The sequence below is a fragment of the Psychrobacter sp. BF1 genome, assembly GCF_019279065.1.
Classification (GTDB): domain Bacteria; phylum Pseudomonadota; class Gammaproteobacteria; order Pseudomonadales; family Moraxellaceae; genus Psychrobacter; species Psychrobacter urativorans.
In genome coordinates this window covers 171,155-193,509 of record NZ_JAGYWV010000007.1, presented here as the reverse complement: position 1 = coordinate 193,509, position 22,355 = coordinate 171,155, and the positions used below count along the sequence as shown (strand labels likewise).

Annotated in this window: 17 protein-coding genes; 7 read left to right on the top strand and 10 right to left on the bottom strand. The window is 43.0% G+C overall.

The genetic code is table 11. The features are described from left to right. Positions 1 to 61: 61 nt before the first annotated feature. The 8 genes from ychF to KZA12_RS09820 form a co-directional block, all read right to left on the bottom strand. A complete protein-coding gene (gene ychF / locus KZA12_RS09855; RefSeq protein WP_201622620.1) occupies positions 62 to 1,153 on the bottom strand; it encodes a redox-regulated ATPase YchF in 1,092 nt (363 codons plus the stop codon). Positions 1,154 to 1,572: 419 nt separating this feature from the next. Then, on the bottom strand, positions 1,573 to 2,379 hold the full coding sequence (locus KZA12_RS09850) for a phosphodiester glycosidase family protein (RefSeq protein WP_218690134.1): 807 nt from the start codon (positions 2,377 to 2,379) through the stop codon (positions 1,573 to 1,575). Between the two features lie 264 nt (positions 2,380 to 2,643). Further along, positions 2,644 to 4,440: an FMN-binding glutamate synthase family protein gene (locus KZA12_RS09845; protein ID WP_218690133.1), complete on the bottom strand. Its 1,797-nt coding sequence runs from the start codon at positions 4,438 to 4,440 to the stop codon at positions 2,644 to 2,646. Positions 4,441 to 4,685: 245 nt separating this feature from the next. Beyond that, entirely contained in the window at positions 4,686 to 5,843 is a 1,158-nt protein-coding gene (rtcA, locus tag KZA12_RS09840) for an RNA 3'-terminal phosphate cyclase (RefSeq protein WP_218690132.1), read from the bottom strand. Between the two features lie 39 nt (positions 5,844 to 5,882). Continuing rightward, positions 5,883 to 6,413 carry a hypothetical protein gene (locus tag KZA12_RS09835; protein WP_218690131.1) on the bottom strand — a complete coding sequence of 177 codons (531 nt, stop codon included), beginning with the start codon at positions 6,411 to 6,413 and terminating at the stop codon, positions 5,883 to 5,885. Positions 6,414 to 6,777: 364 nt separating this feature from the next. After that, positions 6,778 to 7,236: a DIP1984 family protein gene (locus KZA12_RS09830; protein WP_218690130.1), complete on the bottom strand. Its 459-nt coding sequence runs from the start codon at positions 7,234 to 7,236 to the stop codon at positions 6,778 to 6,780. Positions 7,237 to 7,248: 12 nt separating this feature from the next. Beyond that, positions 7,249 to 7,695 (bottom strand): hypothetical protein, encoded by a 447-nt coding sequence (locus KZA12_RS09825; protein WP_218690129.1) that lies wholly within the window; start codon positions 7,693 to 7,695, stop codon positions 7,249 to 7,251. A 440-nt stretch (positions 7,696 to 8,135) separates the two neighbouring features. Next, the gene (locus KZA12_RS09820; protein ID WP_218690128.1) at positions 8,136 to 9,356 is read right to left on the bottom strand and encodes an RtcB family protein; all 1,221 of its coding nucleotides are present in this window, start codon (positions 9,354 to 9,356) and stop codon (positions 8,136 to 8,138) included. A gap of 382 nt (positions 9,357 to 9,738) precedes the next feature. Here KZA12_RS09820 and rtcR point away from each other — a divergent pair, with 382 nt between their 5' ends. Both rtcR and KZA12_RS09810 read left to right on the top strand, forming a co-directional pair. Further along, the gene (rtcR, locus tag KZA12_RS09815) at positions 9,739 to 11,418 is read left to right on the top strand and encodes an RNA repair transcriptional activator RtcR (protein ID WP_218690127.1); all 1,680 of its coding nucleotides are present in this window, start codon (positions 9,739 to 9,741) and stop codon (positions 11,416 to 11,418) included. Positions 11,419 to 11,470: 52 nt separating this feature from the next. Next, positions 11,471 to 12,526: a WG repeat-containing protein gene (locus tag KZA12_RS09810; RefSeq protein ID WP_218690126.1), complete on the top strand. Its 1,056-nt coding sequence runs from the start codon at positions 11,471 to 11,473 to the stop codon at positions 12,524 to 12,526. A 274-nt stretch (positions 12,527 to 12,800) separates the two neighbouring features. On the opposite strand, the gene KZA12_RS09805 is transcribed toward KZA12_RS09810, so the two are convergent. Then, on the bottom strand, positions 12,801 to 13,628 hold the full coding sequence (locus KZA12_RS09805; RefSeq protein WP_218690125.1) for an IclR family transcriptional regulator: 828 nt from the start codon (positions 13,626 to 13,628) through the stop codon (positions 12,801 to 12,803). A 222-nt stretch (positions 13,629 to 13,850) separates the two neighbouring features. On the opposite strand from KZA12_RS09805, the gene KZA12_RS09800 reads away from it, so the two are divergent. Both KZA12_RS09800 and KZA12_RS09795 read left to right on the top strand, forming a co-directional pair. Beyond that, entirely contained in the window at positions 13,851 to 15,053 is a 1,203-nt protein-coding gene (locus KZA12_RS09800; RefSeq protein ID WP_216580900.1) for an acyl-CoA dehydrogenase, read from the top strand. Positions 15,054 to 15,295: 242 nt separating this feature from the next. Further along, positions 15,296 to 16,510 (top strand): CaiB/BaiF CoA-transferase family protein, encoded by a 1,215-nt coding sequence (locus KZA12_RS09795; RefSeq protein ID WP_218690124.1) that lies wholly within the window; start codon positions 15,296 to 15,298, stop codon positions 16,508 to 16,510. Between the two features lie 105 nt (positions 16,511 to 16,615). On the opposite strand, the gene KZA12_RS09790 is transcribed toward KZA12_RS09795, so the two are convergent. Beyond that, a complete protein-coding gene (locus KZA12_RS09790) occupies positions 16,616 to 17,380 on the bottom strand; it encodes an IclR family transcriptional regulator (protein ID WP_218690123.1) in 765 nt (254 codons plus the stop codon). Positions 17,381 to 17,648: 268 nt separating this feature from the next. Between KZA12_RS09790 and KZA12_RS09785 the strand changes: the two genes are divergently transcribed. The 3 genes from KZA12_RS09785 to KZA12_RS09775 all read left to right on the top strand — a co-directional run bounded on the left by KZA12_RS09785 (position 17,649) and on the right by KZA12_RS09775 (position 22,262). Further along, the gene (locus KZA12_RS09785) at positions 17,649 to 19,127 is read left to right on the top strand and encodes an NAD-dependent succinate-semialdehyde dehydrogenase (RefSeq protein WP_227677185.1); all 1,479 of its coding nucleotides are present in this window, start codon (positions 17,649 to 17,651) and stop codon (positions 19,125 to 19,127) included. 136 nt (positions 19,128 to 19,263) lie between these two features. Then, positions 19,264 to 20,535, top strand: a complete 1,272-nt coding sequence (gene gabT, locus KZA12_RS09780; protein ID WP_218690122.1) for a 4-aminobutyrate--2-oxoglutarate transaminase — start codon at positions 19,264 to 19,266, stop codon at positions 20,533 to 20,535. Between the two features lie 284 nt (positions 20,536 to 20,819). Next, entirely contained in the window at positions 20,820 to 22,262 is a 1,443-nt protein-coding gene (locus KZA12_RS09775; protein ID WP_218690121.1) for an APC family permease, read from the top strand. Positions 22,263 to 22,355 lie beyond the last annotated feature (93 nt).

The following is a 22,355-nucleotide window of genomic DNA, read 5'->3' as shown; positions in this document are numbered from 1 at the left end:
GCATCGAGGCTGGCTTTAGTTATAGGCTAAAGGGGTTAAAATAAGACGTTATATCATTGGTTTAAACGTTAAAGCGGAAATGCATCACATCGCCATCTTGCACGATATAAGTCTTGCCTTCTAAACGTGATTTGCCTGCAGCTGCTGCACCTTTTTCACCGTTATGTTCGATAAAGTCGTCATAAGCGATGACTTCAGCACGAATAAAGCCACGCTCAAAGTCAGTATGAATTACGCCAGCTGCTTGTGGTGCAGTGGCACCAACCGCTACAGTCCATGCCCGAACTTCTTTAACACCAGCGGTAAAGTAAGTTTGCATATCGAGTAGGTCGTAGCCGCCACGAATCACTTGGTCAAGACCAGCTTCTTCCATACCCATATCAGCCAAGAAGTCTTTTTTATCATCCTCGTCAAGTTGTGCAATTTCAGATTCAATTTGATTGCACAAAGCAATCACGATAGAGTCATCGCCAGTGGCATAATTGCGCACAGCGTCAAGATAAGGGTTATTCTCAAAACCATCTTCAGCAACGTTAGCGATATACATAGTAGGCTTAAGCGTTATTAAACCGTAGCTTCTAATAAGTTTTTTCTCATCGCTATCTAGGTTAGCGGTACGTGCTGCTTCACCTTCTGCTAATATAGGCTCGATTTTTTTGAACACATCTAGCATAGCTTGGGCGTCTTTATCGCCGCCCTTGGCTTTTTTGCCCAAGTTATGAATAGCCCGCTCAACCGCTTCTAGATCGGCCAATGCCAATTCAGTGTTGATAGTTTCGATATCATCAATCGGACTTACGCGACCATCGACGTGTACGACGTTATCATCATCGAAGCAACGTACCACATGGGCAATCGCATCGGTCTCACGGATATTAGCTAAGAACTGGTTGCCCATGCCTTCGCCTTTTGAGGCACCAGCGACTAAGCCTGCGATATCGACAAATTCCATAGTAGTCGGTAACACGCGCTCAGGCTTGACGATATCAGCCAATTTCTTTAAGCGTGGATCAGGTACTGGAACGATACCAGTGTTGGGATCTTTAGTACAAAAAGGAAAGTTTTCAGCGGCGATTCCCGCTTTGGTCAAGGCATTAAATAATGTAGATTTGCCCACGTTTGGTAAGCCGACGATACCGCAGTTAAAACCCATAATGGTCTCTCAAAGTAGTGATGAAGCAGTTAAATAATATAGAAAAAATTGGCGCTATTGTAGCAAAGTTTAGCTAATAAGGGGCGCATAGATATACTAATTTCTGAATAACGCCTTTAAAGTAATAATACATATCCAGAGGGAGCTAGGCGTAATCTGAAAGTCCAAATAAATGAGTATATAGCTAGGCAGGTTGCCCATTTGGCTAGGCAGAAAAATCCCAGCCGTATGCGAGCATTTGCAAAAATGACTAGCAATAGATTATACCACTCTAAATTATGGCTAAAAATAAAGCTCTATAAGGCTTTTATCAAGCAACAGTGGATAAAATTATTCACGGGAATACAACTATTAAAGCAAGCTAAGTCCAGCGTTATGGGTTAAAGATAAATAACTCCTCAATTCCAGCGTCTACTGCGTTACGGATTATCTGCTACTACACCAATGATGACCCCCATATCTTTTTTATCGTGTTTATCGATACTAGGGGCATAGAGAGCTGAGGCAATACCTCCATCCAAAAACAGCGCATTTGGGCATTGTAGCTGGTCTTTAAATAAACTGGCAAACTGATAGAATGAAACGGGCTCATCACTATTTACAAACTGCATACGGCCATCCGAACAAACCCCAACTCCATTGCGGAACTTTAGTGAAGTACCATCAGCATTAAACTTGGGATGAATCTCATTATTGATGACCAGCATAGGCCCTGACTGACTGGCATACCAAGGCTGTGCTTCCCCAGTTTTAAGCTGAGCACTCAAAGCATTACTTTCCGTAATCTGCACTTCCCCTTGTTTATTCCACCAAATCACCCCGTTCGGTAATAAGTGAAAGTTGCCGCCGCCGGGTTTTAGATTCAGTGACTTTATCTCTTTACCTTTAATCACAGTATAGCCAATCGGTGCATAATGCCCATTATACATTCCAGCATTCATGGCAAAGGCCAACTGTTGATTAGAGGGTAAAGTGGCCAGTAACTTATCAAAAGTAAGCAAGGGCTGATCGCTATCAGGTTGCTGCCAAAATAGCTGCAATGAATAATCAGAGCCTTTTAGAGCCGCCTTATCAAGGTGGCAGACACTATAACTAAAAGGCGAGTCCTTAATCTCACAAGACCAAGCGCTTGATGAATCGGCTTTGTCTGAGCCACTAGGCTGACAAGCACTCAAGCTGAGCATCAATAAAGACATAACAGGAACAGTAAAAATAGAGCGTAGCATGAATAGTTTCCATTACACCTTAATAGCGACTAAGGCAAAGAGTAGAGGGGTTATAGCCGATACCGAATAAAATAGATATATAATCTGGTTAAAACAATCAAAGCAACCAAAGGTGATACAAATAGGGCGCATTAAATGATTAATACGCCCTAATAAATTTTTTCATAAGTGCTTTTAGCCGCTGTGTTAAAACGCTTTTAATAAAAGCTAAGACGCCGCTTCATTGACAAAAATTTATAGCACTTTTTTCGCAACAGCCTATTATCAGAGCGTTGGCAAGTCACGGAAGGTATGGTTTGCATTGCCAATCAATCTACCGTTATTATTTTCATCTACCACGCTATCATGAGAGTCCAGAGTGGGCGCTTTGGTCTGTTTGCCTTTATCACGTGAGTCTTTGTTATAAGCAATCAAGGCGTCGTTATCCGCTAAAAAGCTAGCAGGATTGGCCATAACCCACATTTGATTAAACACATCAGCGCGTGCACTATGATCTAACAATGCGCCTTCATCAGTGAAATAAAAGAACTTCGACAGTAACTTGATTTGTCCATCATCTAAACGGCGCGCAATATGATAAGGCTGTAGCTGGCTTGGATGTTGTAATCCTACCGCACCAACGATACTGGCAAGCGACTTAACGGTATTTTTATGAAAGCTAGCCACACGCTCAGCTTTGCTAGGAACATCAAGTGCTTTTTGGCGATGCGGATCTTGGGTGGCAACCCCAGTTGGACACGTATTAGTATGGCATGAGCGTGACTGAATACAGCCGACTGCGAACATAAAGCCACGTGCTGAATTACACCAGTCTGCCCCTAAAGCAATCATGCGTGCAATATCAAAACCTGAGACTATCTTGCCACTAACGCCAAGCTTGATCTTATCCCTAATACCAGCACCCACTAGAGTATTGTGCACTAACAAAAAGCCGTCGACCATCGGCATGCCAATATTGTCCATAAACTCGACTGGAGCCGCACCCGTACCGCCTTCAGCGCCATCAACGACGATAAAGTCCGGATAGTTGTCCGCTTCAATCATCGCTTTGACGATAGCCATAAACTGCCAAGGCTGTCCGATGCACAGCTTAAAGCCTACTGGCTTGCCCCCTGATAATTCACGCAACTGCTGCCAAAAAGCAACCAACTCACGCGGATTATTAAAAGCGGTATGAGTGGCTGGAGAAACACAATCCTGACCAAGTGGTACTTGGCGAGTATCAGCAATCTCTTGGGTAATCTTCTCGGATGGCAATACGCCACCTTTACCAGGCTTTGCGCCTTGCGATAGTTTGATCTCGATCATTTTTACTTGTGGATCGACAGCTTTTTCTGCAAACGATTGCGGGCTAAAATGACCATCAGCATCACGGCAACCGAAATAACCAGTCCCTAATTCCCAAATCAAATCCCCACCGAATTTACGGTGATAAGGACTGATAGCCCCTTCGCCAGTATCATGAGTAAAGCCGCCCAGTTTTGCGCCTTGGTTAAGCGCCATAATGGCATTAGCCGATAGACTACCAAAGCTCATCGCTGAGATATTAAACACTGACATATCATGAGGCTGCTGGCAACGCTCACCACCCACGCTAATACGGAAGTCGGTATTCTTTAACGGCTGACTAACTGCTGACTGCAAGAACCATTCTTTACCATGAGCATATAAGTCATCTAAAGTACCAAAAGCATTAGTGTCACTAACGTTTTTAGCGCGTTGGTACACTAAGGCACGTTGCTGGCGTGAGAAAGGAACTTGTTCTTTATCATCCTCTAACAAATACTGACGAATCTCAGGACGAAAATCCTCAAGCACGTAGCGAATATGGCCGGCCACAGGGTAGTTGCTCAAAATGGCATGCTTAGACTGTATCAAGTCATAAATGCCTAGCGCTACGCCAAAGCCCCCAATGATGATGAGCCACCATTTGAGCAGTAATATCCCAGCTAAAAATAGTAAGATAGCGGCGCCAAAAGTGCTATAACGCAGTAGCAAACCGACCATATAAGGAGAGTCTTGTTTGGGCTTAGGATTAAGATTAGTACGAGATTGGGGCATGGCAAGGCTCGGCTCAGCAATGAGAATTTGGAAGAGTAAAAACGCAATAAAAACCCTGCAATAGCAGGATTGATCGCTGCTAAAGTCAGAGTCGACATTATACCCTTATAATATCATGGCTAAGCAAGAATTGAGTAACGGCTTGCTAATATAGCAAAGCGCTGTTCAGCAGAATCACTTGATTCGACCAGCTGCCTGTATACTTGATACTTGCTCATCAGGCAGCAAGGCTATAGCCAATCTCACTAGCAGATAACTTGCACTAGTATTTGATTATCCGCCGAAGTCTCAAAAGTAATCTTAACTGGCAAAAACTGCTCAATCAGCCAAGCTTGGGTTTCGGTGTGCTGACTAATAACTCTAGCGCTAAATTCGCCGCCACCAGCTAGTGCTAACGGTAATAGTAGCTGATCGGTTAAATGTTCATCGACTAAGGCCTCGCTGGTAGACAAATAACGTTTAACCAATCCGGCTAAGCGCTTACCCATTTTTTCAGCAGAAGTACGCTTCTCACCGAGCAAAGTAAATACTTCGTGATGTAGATTATGGCTTTGCTGGTATTGAAGATCTGGATAGGTTGGCTGGCCTGCTTGAGCATCAGTTGTTGTAGGTGTGTTTTTAAGTTGGTGAGTGACGATGGCATAACAGCTATTACCTTCACCGACACCTTGTAGCTTATTAGACTGAGTAGTTATAAGTCCATCATAAATACCTGCTTCGATGAGGGCTGCTTTGCTGCTGGCAAGCTCACGAGTACAGATATCATAATCGAGATTAAGGATGCTGGCACTCAGCTCAATGTGCAGTAGTTTGTCACGCTCAGTTAGCTCAAAAGCTGCAGTATCGGCACGGCGCATAAAGGGGCTTATGGTAGCGGTTATCACTCCGCCACCGACCGGCGCAAAACCTGCTTGTAATAATTGGATATCGACTTGCATGCCTAATTTAGCCAATGCTGGCAAGAATGCTTGGGTCAAAAAATCGGTAGTCGGTGCCAACGGATTATGAGTACCCCCTTTGATAGTGACGGTCGATTTTGCGCTACTATCGCTATTGGCGAACAATAGAGCCGGGAGTAAGGTTTGTAGGACTAAGGTGGTGCTACCTGCCGAACCAATATCGAACTGATAGTTGCCCGCCTTGACAGCATTAGGCGTAAAGCTAAAAGCCGTACTGCCTAAATGCGCACCTGTCACTTTGGCATCTGATATCTGTTGCGAGGCTTGCAGACATACTAAATGCTGACGCATCAAACCAGATTTGGCGCGACCTGCGCGAATATGAGTAATCTCAATAGGTATGCCTGTCAGCATGGATAGCGATAGGGCAGTACGGATAATTTGTCCACCGCCTTCACCTGTGCTACCGTCGATTTTTAGGGTGTTGATTTTGGGTATTGACATAAAAATGATTCTTCTGAAAAATGTTATAAAGGCCAATGGTTAATGCAAGCCTAGCCACTCAATAAATACTGTTCTGTGTTTACTCACTACTAAATAATAATGCCAACTGAGACCTACCTCAAAAGGAGGATACATCGTATATTCAGTTATTCTCGTAATTTCACCTAAAGTTTCAATAAACGCTTTAGCTAAAAAATTTCTGAAAACTTCTACGCGGTCATTAGCGAAGATAAATAGCTGACTTTTCTTATCAAATTCACTGACAATGAACCGTGCGTCGTAAGATATCATCTTATTAATGAGTTGCTCTAGTGAGTCTATAGGAATGCCGCCACCCTGAGAATATCGTGCAATCTGCCAATCTTTTAAGATAATACTTTCTCTTTCGTTGATGTCATAACAGTCGGAGTAAAAGTCTAAGTAAGCAGACTTTAGGGACTCTTCGTCAGTTAAATTAGTATCGTTAACGCTGAATACTGTCAATTCTATCCATGAACAGTCTTTATCACTAATTTCAGAGTGAATAGCTATGCTATCTAACACTCCAGATAAGTAGTCTAAATTTTTCATAGTAAGCGCCTGATAAATAAATTGAAAACGACTGTCAGTGTCTGGTAGTAAGGTCTAAATAGTACTTTGTGACTAGTGACGTGTACGAGGCATGAGTGGTAAAAGATACGTCTGCCCGCAACGTGTAGCAGCCACTGCAGTATATTTTCAACCCCCTGCTGTGGAGATGTGGGGTCTGACACTCGCTCAGTCGTTTCCAAGGAGGTAGTCTATATACTTAAAATAGGCATATAGAAAATTCTAAGATATAAAGTTTAAAATAGTGGTTGAATAGCTGAGAGTAGGCTGGGTTTTTAACCCAGCTTCAAGGCTCTGCAAGATTAAAATGTGGGGTTAAAAAACCAACCTACGACAACTCTCAACGTTATTCAATAAGGTCAATCTGCCAGTTATTGGCTTGAATGACAATATTAATCTTACGTAACTTCATGGCGATATCATCGGCTTGCTTTTGCAAACTGGCGACTGATATCATCACATGCCATTTGATCTCACGAGGGCTATAACGATCCGCCTCAGTCTGTGTCGCTTCTATTGCCTCAATCAATAGCTTATGGCGCAGCTCTAAAGTATCACGCTCAACCAGTAGCGTTAGCATCGACTGACCTTTATCAGTCTGTGCTACCGCATTAGTACGATGAATCCGCTCAATTAACGCGGTTAATTCAGTAATAATTTGGCTGGCATCAATCATTAGCTCGTTTGGATCCTCAGATGGTGTATCACCTTCTTGAACTTTGACATTGGCCTTGATACGACCTTTTAGCTGGGCCAGCTTCTTTTGCATATCGCTACGGATAAGTAGGGCTTCGGCTAGTTTCATTTTGGTTCTCTCTTATTTCTTATAGTCATAATAGACGCATTCTACAAATGCAAAATTGTCATTATTGTAGTTATTAATTTGAATAACTTTTCTTTCTTCTGGAGGATCATGAGACATATAACCCTGAGCAATATGTGTATCTACTTGATAACCAGCGTTTACCAAGTCCTTAATGATTTGAAGTAGCCATTTAGTATTAGAGACATTCATATCACTAGGTTCTTCTTCATACCACTTCTGTAATTGCTCAAAGCTTAACTCTTTTTCTATATCATACTCGAAAGTACGAAAGAAACAGCTACAACAACCTGGCGCACCTGTTGCTAAACGATATTTATGCTCATACTTTAAGTTGTCCTTATTCAGCTCTTCGGTAATTTGCTCAAAAAAGGATTCTAATGAATTAAGAGTTGTTAAATCCGTTGGTGAGTCTGTACTTAAGCTTAGTTCGTAACACATGCCTTTGCCCTTAAGTTTTAGTTGTTTTAAAATATCGTGGACATGACTGGGTGAGAAGCACTGCTTCGTAAAACACGTATCAATACAGTAACTGCCGTTTTAGTTAAATAGAGAGTAATCAATTTCGAAACTTATCTTGTCTAATTTCATTGTTTTATATCCTATTTTTAACTTGGTATGAAATATCGTAGGTTGGTGTGGAGCTTGCGACACCCAACGATTTAATTTGATAATTTGTTGGGTCTCATTCCTCGACACCAAACTACGTAAGACACGGCAGTTATGCTCTTGCCGAGGGAAGAGGCGCGAACATAACTCTTGAAGAAAGAAAAATTATGAAAAGCATATTTACCAGCGTTTAAAGAACTCCAATGTTGAGGCTATGCTTTTTAATCTTTTGCTTTTTTCAGCTAAGCACATAGCCTCTAATAATATTACGCCTAGCCTTTAACACAAACCACCTGCCGCAAGGTATGTACTATTTCTACCAAATCACGTTGAGCGTGCATCACATCATCGATATTCTTATACGCCGCTGGGATTTCATCAATTACTGAGGCATCTTTACGGCATTCAACGCCTTCAGTTTGCGCGATTTGGTCCGCTACCGTGAATTGCTTTTTCGCTTGGGTGCGTGACATAACCCGACCGGCACCGTGTGAGCAAGAGCAGAACGACTCCTCGTTACCTTTACCTTTGACAATAAAAGATTTGGCTCCCATCGAGCCGGGAATGATACCGTACTCACCAATGCGAGCACGAACTGCGCCTTTACGAGTGACAAAAACCGATTCGCCATAATGCTCTTCTTTTTCCACATAGTTGTGGTGACAGTTCACCGCTTTTACCGCTGCATCAAAAGGCTTAGTAATGATTTGACGGAGTGCTTTGATAGCATTTTCCATCATGATTTCACGATTTTTGAAAGCAAAACGCTGCGCCCAACCCACCGCAAACCAGTAATCATCAAAGTGCTCTGTGCCCTCGCTAAAATACGCCAAGTCCTTATCTGGCAAATTGATAAACCACTTACGCATATCCTCACGCGCCAACTCGATAAAGTAGCGACCAATAGCGTTACCTACGCCACGTGAACCTGAGTGCAGCATAATCCACACCTGATTAGTCTCATCCAAGCACACCTCGACAAAGTGGTTACCCGTACCTAGCGTTCCCAAATGCTTAAGGTTATTAGTGTTCTTTAGCCGTGGGTGCTTTTGGCATAGATAGTTGAAGTCATCAGCTAGCGTTCCCCAACCCTTCAATACCGTATCGTCAGGATTGGTCCAAGAGCCTGTATCACGGCGACCTCTTGGCGTCCTTCCATGTGGAATAGCTTTTTCCAATTCTGTACGTAGAGCATACAAGTTATCGGGCAAATCATTGGCGGTCAGCGTGGTTTGCACTGCCATCATGCCACAACCGATATCGACACCAACCGCCGCTGGAATGATGGCTTCCTTGGTCGGAATTACACTACCGATAGTGGCGCCCATACCCAAATGCACATCAGGCATCACCGCCATCCATTTATAGATAAATGGCATTTTTGAAGTATTGATCAGCTGCTCGCGCGCTTGGTCTTCGACAGGCACACCTTGCGTCCATAGACGAATCGGTGTTCCACCTTCTTGTATTACATTATGGTTAGACGGTTGCATGAGTTTGCTCCTTAGCTTTTAAAATAAATTTATGAATGAATAGTCTTACTTTATATAGTGCTAAAGCTGTGCCAAGTTTTATATATTTTCTATATTAATTTATAAGTTATTGATTTAGTTAAAATAAATATTTATCAATTAGATCGAAATAAGTTAGGCTAAATTTATATAAAATTAAAATGTTAGATATATTTCTATAATGATAGAATTCTATATAATATACTATCATCGTAGGCTGGGTTTTTAACCCAGTATTTATACTTTGCAACGCTCTAACGCTGAGCTAAAAGCCCGGCCTACGCAAACTATCGTGAGTTAGCTACGAACTAGAACATCAATTAAAACAATTGATTGTAAATATCAAAACTCGGAACAAAAAACTATGTCTAACAAAACCGCCGTCATCGGCTTCCTCGGAACCACGCTAGACAATGGCTTTAATGACAAACGTTGGCAGCGTTGGCGGCCGACGGTCAGCTTAGCTCTGCATGATGATTTGCTCGTTGATGAGTTGCATATTCTTTATAGCAAACGTGATAAGCGACTATTTAAGATAGTTGTCGATGACGTGGCAAGAGTCAGCCCGCAAACGCAAGTTATTGGCCATCATGTGACGCTATCAAGTCCATGGGATTTTGCTGATGTTTATGCTGAGCTTTATGACTTTGTAGCGAGCTTCGATTTTAATGCGCAGACTGATTATCTGCTGCATCTAACCACCGGCACTCACGTGGCACAGATTTGCTGGTTCTTGCTAGTAGAAGCGGGATTTATCCCCGCTAACTTTATTCAAACATCCCCTTGCCCTAGGCCAGATCAAGCTGATCCGCAAGGTCGTTATCAAGTTATTGATTTGGATGTGTCGCGCTATGATAGTTTACGTGCCCGCTTTGAGGCTGAAAAAGCGCAACATTGGCAGACCCTACAAGCCAATCTAGTGACCCAAAATGCCGCTTATCAGCAACTGATTTCTAATATCGAAAAGGTGGCGACTCGTTCCACCGCACCGATACTATTAATGGGGGCCACAGGGGCCGGTAAGTCGCAGCTGGCGAGCCAAATCTATGCGATCAAAAAAGCCAAGTCCGATAACGCTACTCAAAGTAAATATGCCCTTGATAACTTCGTTGAAGTTAACTGTGCCACTTTGCGCGGTGATACCGCAATGAGTGTGTTATTCGGTCATGTCAAGGGCGCCTTCACTGGTGCAGCAGCAAACCGAGAAGGGTTGCTTAAGTCAGCGGATGGCGGCTTATTATTCTTAGATGAGATTGGCGAGTTGGGCTTAGATGAGCAGGCAATGCTGTTAACGGCCTTAGAGGAGCAGCGCTTTTATCCACTCGGTAGCGATACATCGATTGAGGTTTCATTTCAGCTGATGGCAGGGACGAACAAGGACTTACGCCAAGCGGTTACTAACGGAGAGTTCCGAGCAGATTTATTTGCACGGCTTAATACTTGGACGTTTTTTTTACCGTCACTCAAAGATAGATTAGAAGATTTGCCTGCCAATATTGATTATGAGCTGGCACGTTTAGGTAGCGAGCAGCAGCAGCAATATCGCTTTGAGCCGAATGCACGGCAGAGGTATGAAGACTTTGCAATGAGTAGTGAGGCCACATGGCAAGGCAATTTTCGAGATTTGACTGCTAGTATGATTCGCTTAACCACGCTGGCTGATAGTAAAGTTATCAGAGTAGTTGATGTGCAAGCTGAGATTGAGCGCTTAACTGAGCTGTGGTCATCATCGGCAGTCATACAATCTAAAAATAGCCTAAGTAATACTAAGTCTGAAAGTAGATTCGATAGTGATGTAATGGAACAAAATAGCGATAAAGTTTTGGCCCAATACCTTGATGAAGAAATGCTGGCTACGATTGACCCCTTTGAGGCGATACAGTTGGCCTATGTGATCGAGGTTTGTATTAGCCACAAAAATCAAGCAATAGCAGGGCGTTATCTTTATGCTAATTCGCGAGATAAGCTAAAAAGTCCTAATGATAGTGACCGTTTACGCAAATATTTAATGAAGTTTGGATTAAAGTTTGATGAGTTGGGTTAAGGTTTTATAGCTTTTTTGCTGATGCAATACTGAAATAAAAAGGAATTTAGGTATGAAAGGTATCAAGTTATTAATGCTATTAGCGCTGAGTTATAGCCATTTTTCTTATGCTAGTATGGAAGTTGAGTATTGTAAATATCCACCCTTTGAGTCCAATCGATATACTATCAAACTTTGTATGCAAGACGGTATGTCCGTCGTTGAACGTGTTCCATATTGGGGAGCAGTAGATATAAATGGTGTTGAAGTTATTCCAACTCAATACGATTTGATTGATTCGTTTTCAGAGGGTTTAGCAATAGTACATGACTTTGAGACTGGAAAAAAAGCTTATATTAATAACAAAGGTGAATTTATCACTGATTATATATTTGATAATGCAACCGATTTTTCTGAAGGCTTAGGAGCTGTATATAAAGGGGATCAGCAAGTATTATTTGCTCCTGGCAGCGGAGTCTCTGGTTTTATTAATGCTCAAGGTAAACTACAAATTCCTATGGTGTACCAATTTGCGTTTAGTTTTAAACAAGGATTTGCACCAGTCATACGTGATGGCAAACAGGGTATGATTGACAAAAATAATAATATTCATATACCTTTTATTTATGAAAGTTTAGGGCATTATGATAGCGGTAGAGTAGCTGCAGAAATTAAGGGTAAATCTGGTTATTTGGATTTAGCAGGCAAAGTTGCTATACCATTTATTTACGATCAAGCTAATGACTTTCAAGATGGTGTAGCTATCGTAAAACACCACAATAAATACGCCTTAATTGATACTGCTGGTAAGCCGATTACAGACTTTATTTATGACGAGATAGAAAAGTTTTTTGAAGGTGTTGCTAGGGTAGAGGTTGATGGTAAATACGGTTTTATTAATGCAGTAGGCAAGCTGATTATTCCGATTGAATATGAAGGCGCAAGTATCTCTTTTGAAGGCCTGATCGCCGTTGAGAAAGATGATAAATGGGGTAGCATTGATCAGGATGGACAATTGGTTATTCCTTATCAGTATGATAGCTCTTTCAAGTTTTATTCTGGAAAAGCCTCCGTTAATATCGATAATGACTATTTTTACATAGACCGTGCTGGTAATCGATTGAACTAATAAGTTTGAATTCTCTATAAAAAAGAAACTAAGACGTTATCTGTCTTACCCGAGCTATGGTTACAAAATTACTTGTAATGCTATTTATAAAAATAGCAAAAACTTATAAACCGTAATTATATTCTCAACTTAACCCTACCCAAAGCGCAGCCAATTTATGAACAACTCTGCTAATTTTACCCCGAATGATGACGACGTATTTGGTCGTATTGCCAACCGCTATGATAGCCTGTGTGACTTATTTATTGTCTTCTATAAATAATTAAAACCAGTATTAAACCCCAGCGCCAATCTGCTCAGCCAGCGTTTGTAGTTTGGGTACAATTATTGCTGCATATTGCTCTGCATTCCAGTTTGATCTAGGCACACTAGCATTCAATGAATAGCCATAATGTCCTGTGGTCACATCAAAAACCCCAACCGCTACCGCTAAAATATCTGCTGAATATTCACCGTCAGAGAGAGTGTAGCCGTGGCTTTGGTAATATTGCGCTGAGTCTAGTAAAGTCGTTGTTGCATCAAGATAATCCGCTGCACTAAGTCGATCTTGCAAATTACTATCAATAATCTTCTGTCTAGTAGGCGAGCTTACCGCATAAAAAGCTCTACCAATGGCGGTATCTGCAATAGGTACCGCCGAGCCCACTTGTAAGTTTACCGAGAGCCGAGCTGGGCTACGACAACAAGCCAAATAGCGCATCTCTCCTTCGATCTCTGTCGCTAAATTTACGGATACTTCATGGTCTAGCGCGAACTGACGTAACAGCGGTTGTGCAAAGGCTACTAAGTCATGCTGGCTCCAAGCCGTAGCACTCAAACGAATGGCGCTACTACCTAGCTGATATTGTCCCTGTATGGTCGTACGCAAGAATCCAAGGGTAGTCAAAGTATAGATTAGCCGTGTCACGGTAGCTTTGGGTAGCTGCGTCATCTGACATAACTGCTGATGGCTGAGCTGTTCATGCTGCTCAAACGCTGCTAATAGCGTCAATCCACGTCCAAGCGCTGTGACGAACTGTCGATCATCAACAGCTTTACTTTGTATAAGCTGGTTAGTCATCCGCTCTAATAAAGCGGTAGGCGCAGTAGTGTTTTTTATCATTATATAGCCATAGTTATCGATAAGGGTTTACAGCAGTCTATAATTCTGCTTAAATGGTTTCATAATATGAAACTAAGTTTCGCACAGTGGAACTGATAAATCAAGTCACTTGTTCTTGATATTTTCAGCTTAAGATTGTAGGCCTACTAGTTACAATCTCAAAGCGGACAGTTGCACACTAAAACCCTTACACCAGCACATCGAGCAAACCAGGAGCATGACATGACAGAACCTACTAGCCTACGTACCAATAGCAGCCCAAGTTTTGATTGGGAAGATCCTTTTTTATTGCGTGATCAGCTCACTGAAGAAGAACGCATGGTTACTGATACAGCGCATCAGTTTTTTCAAAAAGAGCTGATGCCTAATATCGTTACAGCCAACCGTAATGAGCATTTTGATCGCAATATTATGCGTCAAATGGGTGAAATGGGTCTGCTAGGCGTGACTATTGAAGGTTACGACTGTGCGGGTCTATCTAGTGTCGCTTACGGTCTGCTGGCCAAAGAAATCGAAGCGGTCGATTCAGGCTATCGCTCAGCGATGAGTGTGCAGTCAAGTCTAGTGATGCATCCTATCCATGAATACGGTACTGAGGAACAAAGAGAAAGGTTCTTACCTAAACTGGCCTCTGGTGAGTACGTAGGCTGTTTCGGTTTAACAGAACCAGACTCCGGCTCAGATCCTGCTTCTATGTCGACGCGCGCGCGCAAAGTCGCTGGCGGTTATGAGATGACTGGTAGCAAGATGTGGATTACCAACAGCCCTATCGCTGATGTTTTTGTCGTCTGGGCTAAGGATGACGAAGGTATCATTCGTGGCTTTATATTAGAAAAAGGGATGAAAGGCTTATCGGCACCCAAAATTGAAGGTAAGTTCTCGCTACGTGCTTCGGTTACTGGTGAGATTGTGATGGACAAAGTATTCGTCCCTGAAGCTAATGCTTTCCCAGACATACGGGGCCTCAAAGGTCCTTTTGGTTGCTTAAATAAAGCTCGTTATGGTATCGCTTGGGGCTCAATGGGGGCGGCTGAATTCTGTTGGAAAGCCTCACGTCAATATACCTTAGATCGCAAGCAGTTCGGTCGTCCGCTAGCAGCGACTCAGCTGATACAACTTAAGCTTGCCAATATGCAAACGGAGATCACTCTTGGTCTGCAAGCGGCTCTACGTGTTGGTCGCTTGATGGATGAGCATAACGCGGCGCCGGAGATGATATCGCTTATTAAACGCAATAACTGTGGTAAAGCGCTGGAGATTGCGCGAGTCGCTCGTGATATGCATGGAGGTAACGGTATCTCTGATGAGTATCATATCATCCGTCATGTCATGAACTTAGAGGCGGTAAATACTTATGAAGGGACTCATGATATCCATGCGCTCATCTTAGGTCGGGCGCAGACAGGTATTCAAGCGTTTTACTAACCTAAGCATTTGACTAATATCTTTAGCCTGTGCAAATTAGAGTGCTTATATAAGTACCTATAACCTACGTACGCTACTGTTAAGCTTTTTATATAGCATGCAGTAACGTACGTTTTTTATAGGTTAGTAACTAATCAATGGCTCATGGCTAGTGATTAGCAGCTAGTGATTGGCGACAACTGCTATTTAGCAAAAATAATAAATGTTTTAGGCAAGGAGCTATTAAAACATAGGAGATTGTGATGACTACTGACCATGATAATGAGGCAACAAAAGGCGCTCTGTACGGTATAAAAGTACTAGATCTATCCAGAGTATTAGCGGGGCCATCTTGTACTCAAGTTTTGGCAGATTTAGGGGCAGAAGTAATAAAAGTTGAGCGACCAGGTATTGGTGATGAAACTCGGCACTGGGCACCACCAGCCTTTAGTGATGAGACCTCAGCTTATTATGCCACTATCAACCGCAATAAAAAATCACTCACCGTCGACATTACGACCCCAGCTGGGCAGGCTATTATTAAGCAGCTTATCGCCGACAGTGACATTTTAGTAGAGAACTTCAAAGTTGGCGGTCTAAAGAAATACGGTCTAGATTACGCCAGTCTAAAACCGTCAAACCCACGCTTAATCTACGCCTCCTTGACGGGCTTTGGTCAGACTGGCCCTGATGCTAAGCTGCCAGGTTATGACTATATTATCCAAGGTCTATCAGGGTTGATGAGTATCACTGGACCGAGCGCTGGCGAGCCGCATAAAGTAGGAGTGGCAGTGGTGGATTTATTCGCCGGCTTGCAGCTGACTATCGGTATTCAAGCAGCGCTATTGGCTAGGCAGCGTAGTGGACGCGGACAGCATGTCGATGTGGCCCTTCTAGATAGTGCGCTGGCGATGCTGGCCAACGTCGGTATGAATCATCTAGCCTCAAACAAAGTACCCCCTAGATTGGGTAATCAGCATCCCAATATCGTCCCTTATCAAGTGTTCGAAGCTGAGGGTGATCAGCACTTTATCTTAGCTTGTGGTAACGATCAGCAGTTCGTTAAGTTGTGCGCTATGTTACAAGTTGATTGGGATCAAGATCCTCGCTTTACCACTAATCCTGCCCGAGTAGCAAACCGTGAAATATTGTCTGCTTGGTTAAGCGAAAAATTTGCTCAACAGTCACGTACGCATTGGCTGCGACTATTGGCAGAGACAGGAGTGCCTGCTGGGGCGATTCACAATGTCGCTGAGGCTTTAGCGATGCCGCAAGCGCAAGCTCGGGAAATGGTGGTTGATTTCAAGGCTCATAATAGCCCTGTGAGAGTCTTAGGTAATCCTATTAAACTCTCAGAGTCGCCAGTCAGTTATCGATCGCCGCCTCCACGCTTAAGCGAGCATACTGACAGTACCCTTGCTAGTCTTGGTTATGATAGTGAAATGATTGCTAAGCTTAAAGCCGATGGTATTGTTTAAATTTGGTTTTGCACTTAGTGTTGAGTGCTGTGTTGAACACAGCCTCAAATGTAAGGTTTAACAAAGTTTTAAAGGCGGTTTGTCAGCTTAGCATACAGGTTATGATTAATGAGTAGGGTTGAAGCCCAAACGCTGCTCTATCTGCTCAGCCAGTTCGATAAGTACTGCGCTGACTTCGCTACGATTGGCCTCATACTCAGCTTGCAAAAAACTAACCGCCATACCGGCAATAGCATGACCTGATGCGTTACGAATATAAGTACCTAAGCAATACATACCCTCGCGTAGCTGACCATCATCGAGTGAGATACGGCTTTGGTGAATAGCGGTAAGCTCAGAGGCTAAAGTAGCAAAATTAGTGACACCGCTGGGGGTCAGAGATTTAGGAAATATGCCGTCGTATAGCGACTCTATAGTTTGTAGCGGTAGAGTTGACAGCATCGCTTTACCAGTAGCAGAGAATACCGCTGGTACCCGCACACCAGCACGAAAGGTAAAGCCAAGCGGAGCGGGCGCTTCATGACAGGCCAAAAACACCACTTCACCTAGATCCAGTTTAGATAAGGTGACCGTATGTTGCAGAAGAATCGGGTACTGAACAATAAGGTCTTTGAACAGTTGGATAACCCCTTGTTGCTGCTCATATTTGCCTGCCCAGTACATCAAGTAAGAGCCTAAATAAAAGCGATTATCGATGTCCTTATAGATGACATGTTTAGTAAGTAAGCTTTGCAAAATATTATGAGTTGAGCTGCGAGGCAATTCGAGCTCTTTTGCAATATGAGCCGCTGTTAAAGGTTGGGTACTATCGGTAATTAAATCTAGAATCTGAAAGGTTTTATCCAAGGCCGGAACAGCAGTGGTGCTCATAAGGAACCTACAATAGTCATTGAATTTAAAAAGGTATCAAAATTAAGCGATAAATTAGCACAAAGTTGATAATAAGGGTTGCAAATATATGTCCATCGTTCTTATAATGATGTTCCATATATAGAACAGGTGTTCAGCATACTGAACATTGTAAAGCGATTATGATAAATAAGCTACCAGTTATCCTTAGTTTATTAAATCATAACTTATTTTTATAAAGGTTAATTAATAAGCTTTACCTTTAGGCTTAACGACAAGGAGCGTCTCGGTGTCAAATACATCAGAAAATACAACTTTGAATTTATCTAACCCAAGTTTACTCAAGCAACAATGCTTTATCAAAGATGGTTGGCATAAGGCCAGTGACGATGCCACTATTGAAGTCACCAATCCGTTCAGTGGCGATGTTATCGGTACTATTCCAAGCCTGACCGCACAGGACGTCAATGACGCTGTGGCTTACTCCCATGACGTACAAGTAATGTGGGCAGCTAAAACCGCACAAGAGCGCTCAGTGTTACTACAGAAGTGGGCTGATCTCATCGATGAGAATTGCGAGGACCTAGCGATCATCATGACGGTTGAGCAAGGCAAACCTATAGGTGAATCTCGTGGTGAGATCGGCTATGCCAACAGCTTTATTCGCTGGTTCGCTGAAGAAGGCAAACGGGTTTATGGCGATGTCATCCCCTCTAGCAAAGCAGAATTGCGCTATGTCATCTTAAAGCAGCCGGTTGGTGTTTGTGCGGCGATTACTCCTTGGAACTTCCCAGCAGCGATGATCACTCGCAAAGCGGCTCCTGCTCTTGCAGCGGGTTGTACGATGATTATCAAGCCCGCTACCGAAACTCCTTTTTCAGCGCTAGCCATGGTGGCTTTAGCTGAGCAAGCAGGCATTCCAGCCGGCGTTATCCAAGTGGTTACTGGCAAATCCTCAGTCATCGGTGAAATCCTAACGGGCGACGCTCGCATCCATAAACTGTCTTTCACTGGATCAACCGAAGTCGGTCGTACCTTGATGGCTCAGTGCGCGCCTACTATCAAAAAGCTGTCGTTAGAACTTGGCGGTAATGCCCCGTTTATCGTCTTCGAAGATGCTAATTTAGAAAAAGCCGCTGATGGCCTGATTGCTTCTAAGTATCGCAATGCCGGTCAGACTTGTGTCTGTGCCAACCGCGTCTATGTGCAAGACACTATTAAAGATGAGTTTTTAGCTATCTTTGTCAAAAAAGTTGCCGAGTTAAAAGTTGGTAATGGTCTGGACGAAGGGGTGACTGTAGGGCCTTTAATCAATGAAAAAGCGCTACAAAAGGTGCAAGCATTACTCAAGGATGCTTTAGATAAAGGTGCAAAATTAGTTACGGGTGGCGATAAGAATCCAGCGTCGGAATTAAGCTTTAATCCGACAGTCATTACCGATATCAGCGCTGACATGGATATCGCTAGTGAAGAGATATTTGGTCCTATCGCTTCTATCTTTATTTTCTCCAGTGAAAAAGAAGTTATCGATGCCGCCAACGATACGATTTATGGTTTAGCCGCTTATTTTTATACTAGCGACTATGCTCGTGCTTGGCGTGTTACTGAAGGCTTAGAGTACGGTATGGTTGGTCATAATACTGGGATGATCTCTACCGAAGTCGCACCATTTGGCGGTGTCAAGCAATCTGGCTTTGGTCGTGAAGGCTCAAAATATGGCATCGAAGAATATGTTGTGACTAAATATTGGTGTTCAGACATCAGCTAGTTTTATCCGCTCAGCTTAGCGGTTAGTTTTTTAGGCGGCTGAGCGCTAGGTATTACTTTAGATATTAAAATGTATAAAATAAATAGCCATTAACTTTATAACTCTTATATTAAAAACATAGAAAAAGGACCTTCTCATGACTACTACTAAAGCAACCAATAAATCATTACTTGAGCGCCGCAAAGCGATACTACCCACTGGACTTGGGGTAGCTTTTCCGATCTTTGCCGCTCATGCCAAAAACTCAGAAGTTTGGGATGTAGAAGGCAATCGTTATATCGACTTTGTTGGTGGTATATCAGTACTTAACACTGGTCATAGCCATCCTAAAATCACCCAGCGTGTCCATGAGCAGCTAGATAAATTTACTCATACCGCAGCACAGATGATCAACTATGAGTGCTATGTCGAGCTTGCAGAAAAACTTTGTGAAAAAGCGCCGATTAGCGGTGATAAAAAAGCCTTGTTCCTAACCACAGGCGCCGAGGCGGTTGAAAACTGTATTAAGATTGCTCGTGCTAAAACAGGTCGCCCTGGCATTATCTCTTTCGTCGGTGGCTGGCATGGTCGTACATTGATGTGCATGGGCTTGACTGGTAAAGTTATCCCGTACAAAAAAGACTTTGGCCCTATGCCGGGATCTATTTTTCATGCGCTATTTCCTTGTGAAGAGCAAAACGTAACTGAGGCGCAAGCGCTACATAGCATCGAGATGATATTTCAGGCATCCATTGATCCAAGTGAAGTGGCGGCAATGATTATTGAGCCCGTACAAGGCGAGGGTGGTTTCCATCAAGTGACCCCTTCATTTGCTAAAGCTTTGCGCGCTATTTGTGATGAGCATGGCATTGTGTTGATTTTTGATGAAGTGCAGTGTGGTTTTGCTAGAACCGGTACTTTATTTGCCACTGAGCAATTAGGTGTTGAGCCTGATCTGATGACTTGTGCCAAAAGCTTAGCGGGTGGTTATCCGATCTCCGCTGTCATTGGTCGCAAGGATATTATGGATGCTCCGCAAACAGGTGGCCTAGGCGGTACTTATTCTGGTAACCCTTTAGCTTGTGTGGCGGCTTTAGCGGTTATGGAAGTGATCGAAGAGGAAAACTTACTGGCACGTAGTATTGAGATTGGTGACAAGATTGCCGCCTTCTTAAGCGATATGCAACTGAGCAAAATTGGCCATATTCGTCATAAAGGCGCGATGTTAGCTTTTGAATTAATCGATAGCGAGGGTAACCCAGATGCTGCTGCGACTGCTAGTCTAAAAGCCAAAGCTTTTGAGCATGGTTTGTTACTAGCATCGTGCGGTATGCATGGCAATGCGATCCGTGTCATGGTGCCGTTAACTGTTGAAGACGAAGTACTGCAAGAAGGTCTTGATATCATCAAAACTTTATTGACTGCTTAATAAACAGTCGCTGATAAGTGATGAGGTTGAATAAGTCAGACTTTAAGCAAGGCAACTCAAAGTAGAATTTTAGATCAGATAGTGATCTAAGTTAAACCACGGCGCCTTGCACGACAAGACGCCGTTGTTGTTTGTAGAATTGCTATTTCACTATCGTTTGAAGCAATTAAAAAGATCGTAAATTATTTAATAATCGCTGTGAAGTAACTGGATTCAATCGATAAAGTCTTAAATAGCTACAGACTGAATCTATTAAGGATGATACCAAGACAAGGAGTAAGTTTATGTCTGGATTTAAAAAATCGCTGGGGATGTTCGATATTATTGCCTTAGCCTTTGGCGCTATGGTTGGGTGGGGCTGGGTAGTTCTAGCAGGGGGTTGGATTATTGCCGCCGGAACTTGGGGGGCGATGTTAGCGTTCTTATTAGGCGGTATGGCGGTGATCTTAATCGGTGTTACGTATGCTGAGTTGGCCGCATCTATGCCAGTTACTGGTGGTGAGCACACTTATACCCATCGAGCTTTAGGGGTCAATGTGTCCTTTATTTGCTCTTGGAGTATTCTGTTCGGTTACTTCTCCGTAGTGGCCTTTGAGGCGGTTGCGCTACCGACAGTAGTAGAATACTTCATCCCTAATTATAACCAAGGCTATCTATGGACCATTGCTGGTTGGGATGTCTATGCCACTTGGGTGGCAGTAGGTATGCTCGGCTCAGTCATTGTCACTTGGTTGAATATACGCGGCATGGAAGTGAGTGCTTGGTTCCAAAAAACAGCAGTAGTAGGTATTTTATTCGTAGGTATTTTACTATTTATTGGTGCCATATTATATAACCCTGCTAACTCGACGGCTGTACAAGCCCCTGCATTTATTGGTGGTGCTGCTGGGGTAATGGCGGTTATTGTCATGGTGCCATTTATGTTTGTGGGCTTCGATGTGATTCCACAAGCCGCTGAAGAGATTGATCTAACTCGACCTAATATTGGTAAGTTTTTGATTATCTCAATAGTTATCGCTGTGCTATGGTACGTTGCGGTTGCTTGGAGCGTTGGTACAACGCTACCGCTAATACAAGCAGAAAACTCTACTTTGGCTACTGCAGATGCCATGACCAACGCTTGGAGTGGTAAATGGGCTGGGATTTTATTAGTGATTGGTGGGGTACTTGGTATTCTATCTAGTTGGAATGCCTTTTTAATTGGTGGTAGCCGCTTGCTTTATGCGATGTCAAAAGCACACATGCTGCCAGCATTTTTAGGTAAGCTACATCCAAAGTACAATACCCCAATGAATGCTATTTTATTGATAGGTGGCTTGGCTACGCTAGCACCCTTGTTCGGTCGTAAAATGCTAGTATGGATCGTCGATGCCGGTGGCTTTGGTATTGTCATAGCTTATACTTGTGTCGCTATCTCCTTCTTAGTATTGCGCTACCGTGAACCTGATATGGTCCGTCCCTTTAGAATACCAGCGGGTAAGTTAGTAGGGGTAATCACTATTATTTTAGGTCTTTGTCTATTGGTGTTGTACATGCCAGGCATGCCCTCGGCGCTTATCGCCATTGAATGGTGGATATTCTTAGGCTGGACAGTACTAGGTATCGTTTTGTATAGCTATGCAAGAATCAAGTATCCGGGTATTAGTGAAGCCATTATGAATGAGGAATTACGTGAATTAAAAATTGTTAATCAATTATGGCTAAAGGAAAATCCGCCTAAAAAATAAGCAGATTTAATCAACAGCTATCAATAACTTAATACTAAAAAAGCCTAGCGTCAATTCGATACGCTAGGCTTTTTTTATGTTATCTGTCTTATC

Coding starts and splice junctions, on each gene's coding strand:
- ychF (WP_201622620.1), bottom strand. CDS start 1,153: ATGGGTTTTAACTGCGGTATCGTCGGCTTACCAAACGTGGGCAAATCT.
- KZA12_RS09850 (WP_218690134.1), bottom strand. CDS start 2,379: ATGCTACGCTCTATTTTTACTGTTCCTGTTATGTCTTTATTGATGCTC.
- KZA12_RS09845 (WP_218690133.1), bottom strand. CDS start 4,440: ATGCCCCAATCTCGTACTAATCTTAATCCTAAGCCCAAACAAGACTCT.
- rtcA (WP_218690132.1), bottom strand. CDS start 5,843: ATGTCAATACCCAAAATCAACACCCTAAAAATCGACGGTAGCACAGGT.
- KZA12_RS09835 (WP_218690131.1), bottom strand. CDS start 6,413: ATGAAAAATTTAGACTACTTATCTGGAGTGTTAGATAGCATAGCTATT.
- KZA12_RS09830 (WP_218690130.1), bottom strand. CDS start 7,236: ATGAAACTAGCCGAAGCCCTACTTATCCGTAGCGATATGCAAAAGAAG.
- KZA12_RS09825 (WP_218690129.1), bottom strand. CDS start 7,695: ATGTGTTACGAACTAAGCTTAAGTACAGACTCACCAACGGATTTAACA.
- KZA12_RS09820 (WP_218690128.1), bottom strand. CDS start 9,356: ATGCAACCGTCTAACCATAATGTAATACAAGAAGGTGGAACACCGATT.
- rtcR (WP_218690127.1), top strand. CDS start 9,739: ATGTCTAACAAAACCGCCGTCATCGGCTTCCTCGGAACCACGCTAGAC.
- KZA12_RS09810 (WP_218690126.1), top strand. CDS start 11,471: ATGAAAGGTATCAAGTTATTAATGCTATTAGCGCTGAGTTATAGCCAT.
- KZA12_RS09805 (WP_218690125.1), bottom strand. CDS start 13,628: ATGATAAAAAACACTACTGCGCCTACCGCTTTATTAGAGCGGATGACT.
- KZA12_RS09800 (WP_216580900.1), top strand. CDS start 13,851: ATGACAGAACCTACTAGCCTACGTACCAATAGCAGCCCAAGTTTTGAT.
- KZA12_RS09795 (WP_218690124.1), top strand. CDS start 15,296: ATGACTACTGACCATGATAATGAGGCAACAAAAGGCGCTCTGTACGGT.
- KZA12_RS09790 (WP_218690123.1), bottom strand. CDS start 17,380: ATGAGCACCACTGCTGTTCCGGCCTTGGATAAAACCTTTCAGATTCTA.
- gabT (WP_218690122.1), top strand. CDS start 19,264: ATGACTACTACTAAAGCAACCAATAAATCATTACTTGAGCGCCGCAAA.
- KZA12_RS09775 (WP_218690121.1), top strand. CDS start 20,820: ATGTCTGGATTTAAAAAATCGCTGGGGATGTTCGATATTATTGCCTTA.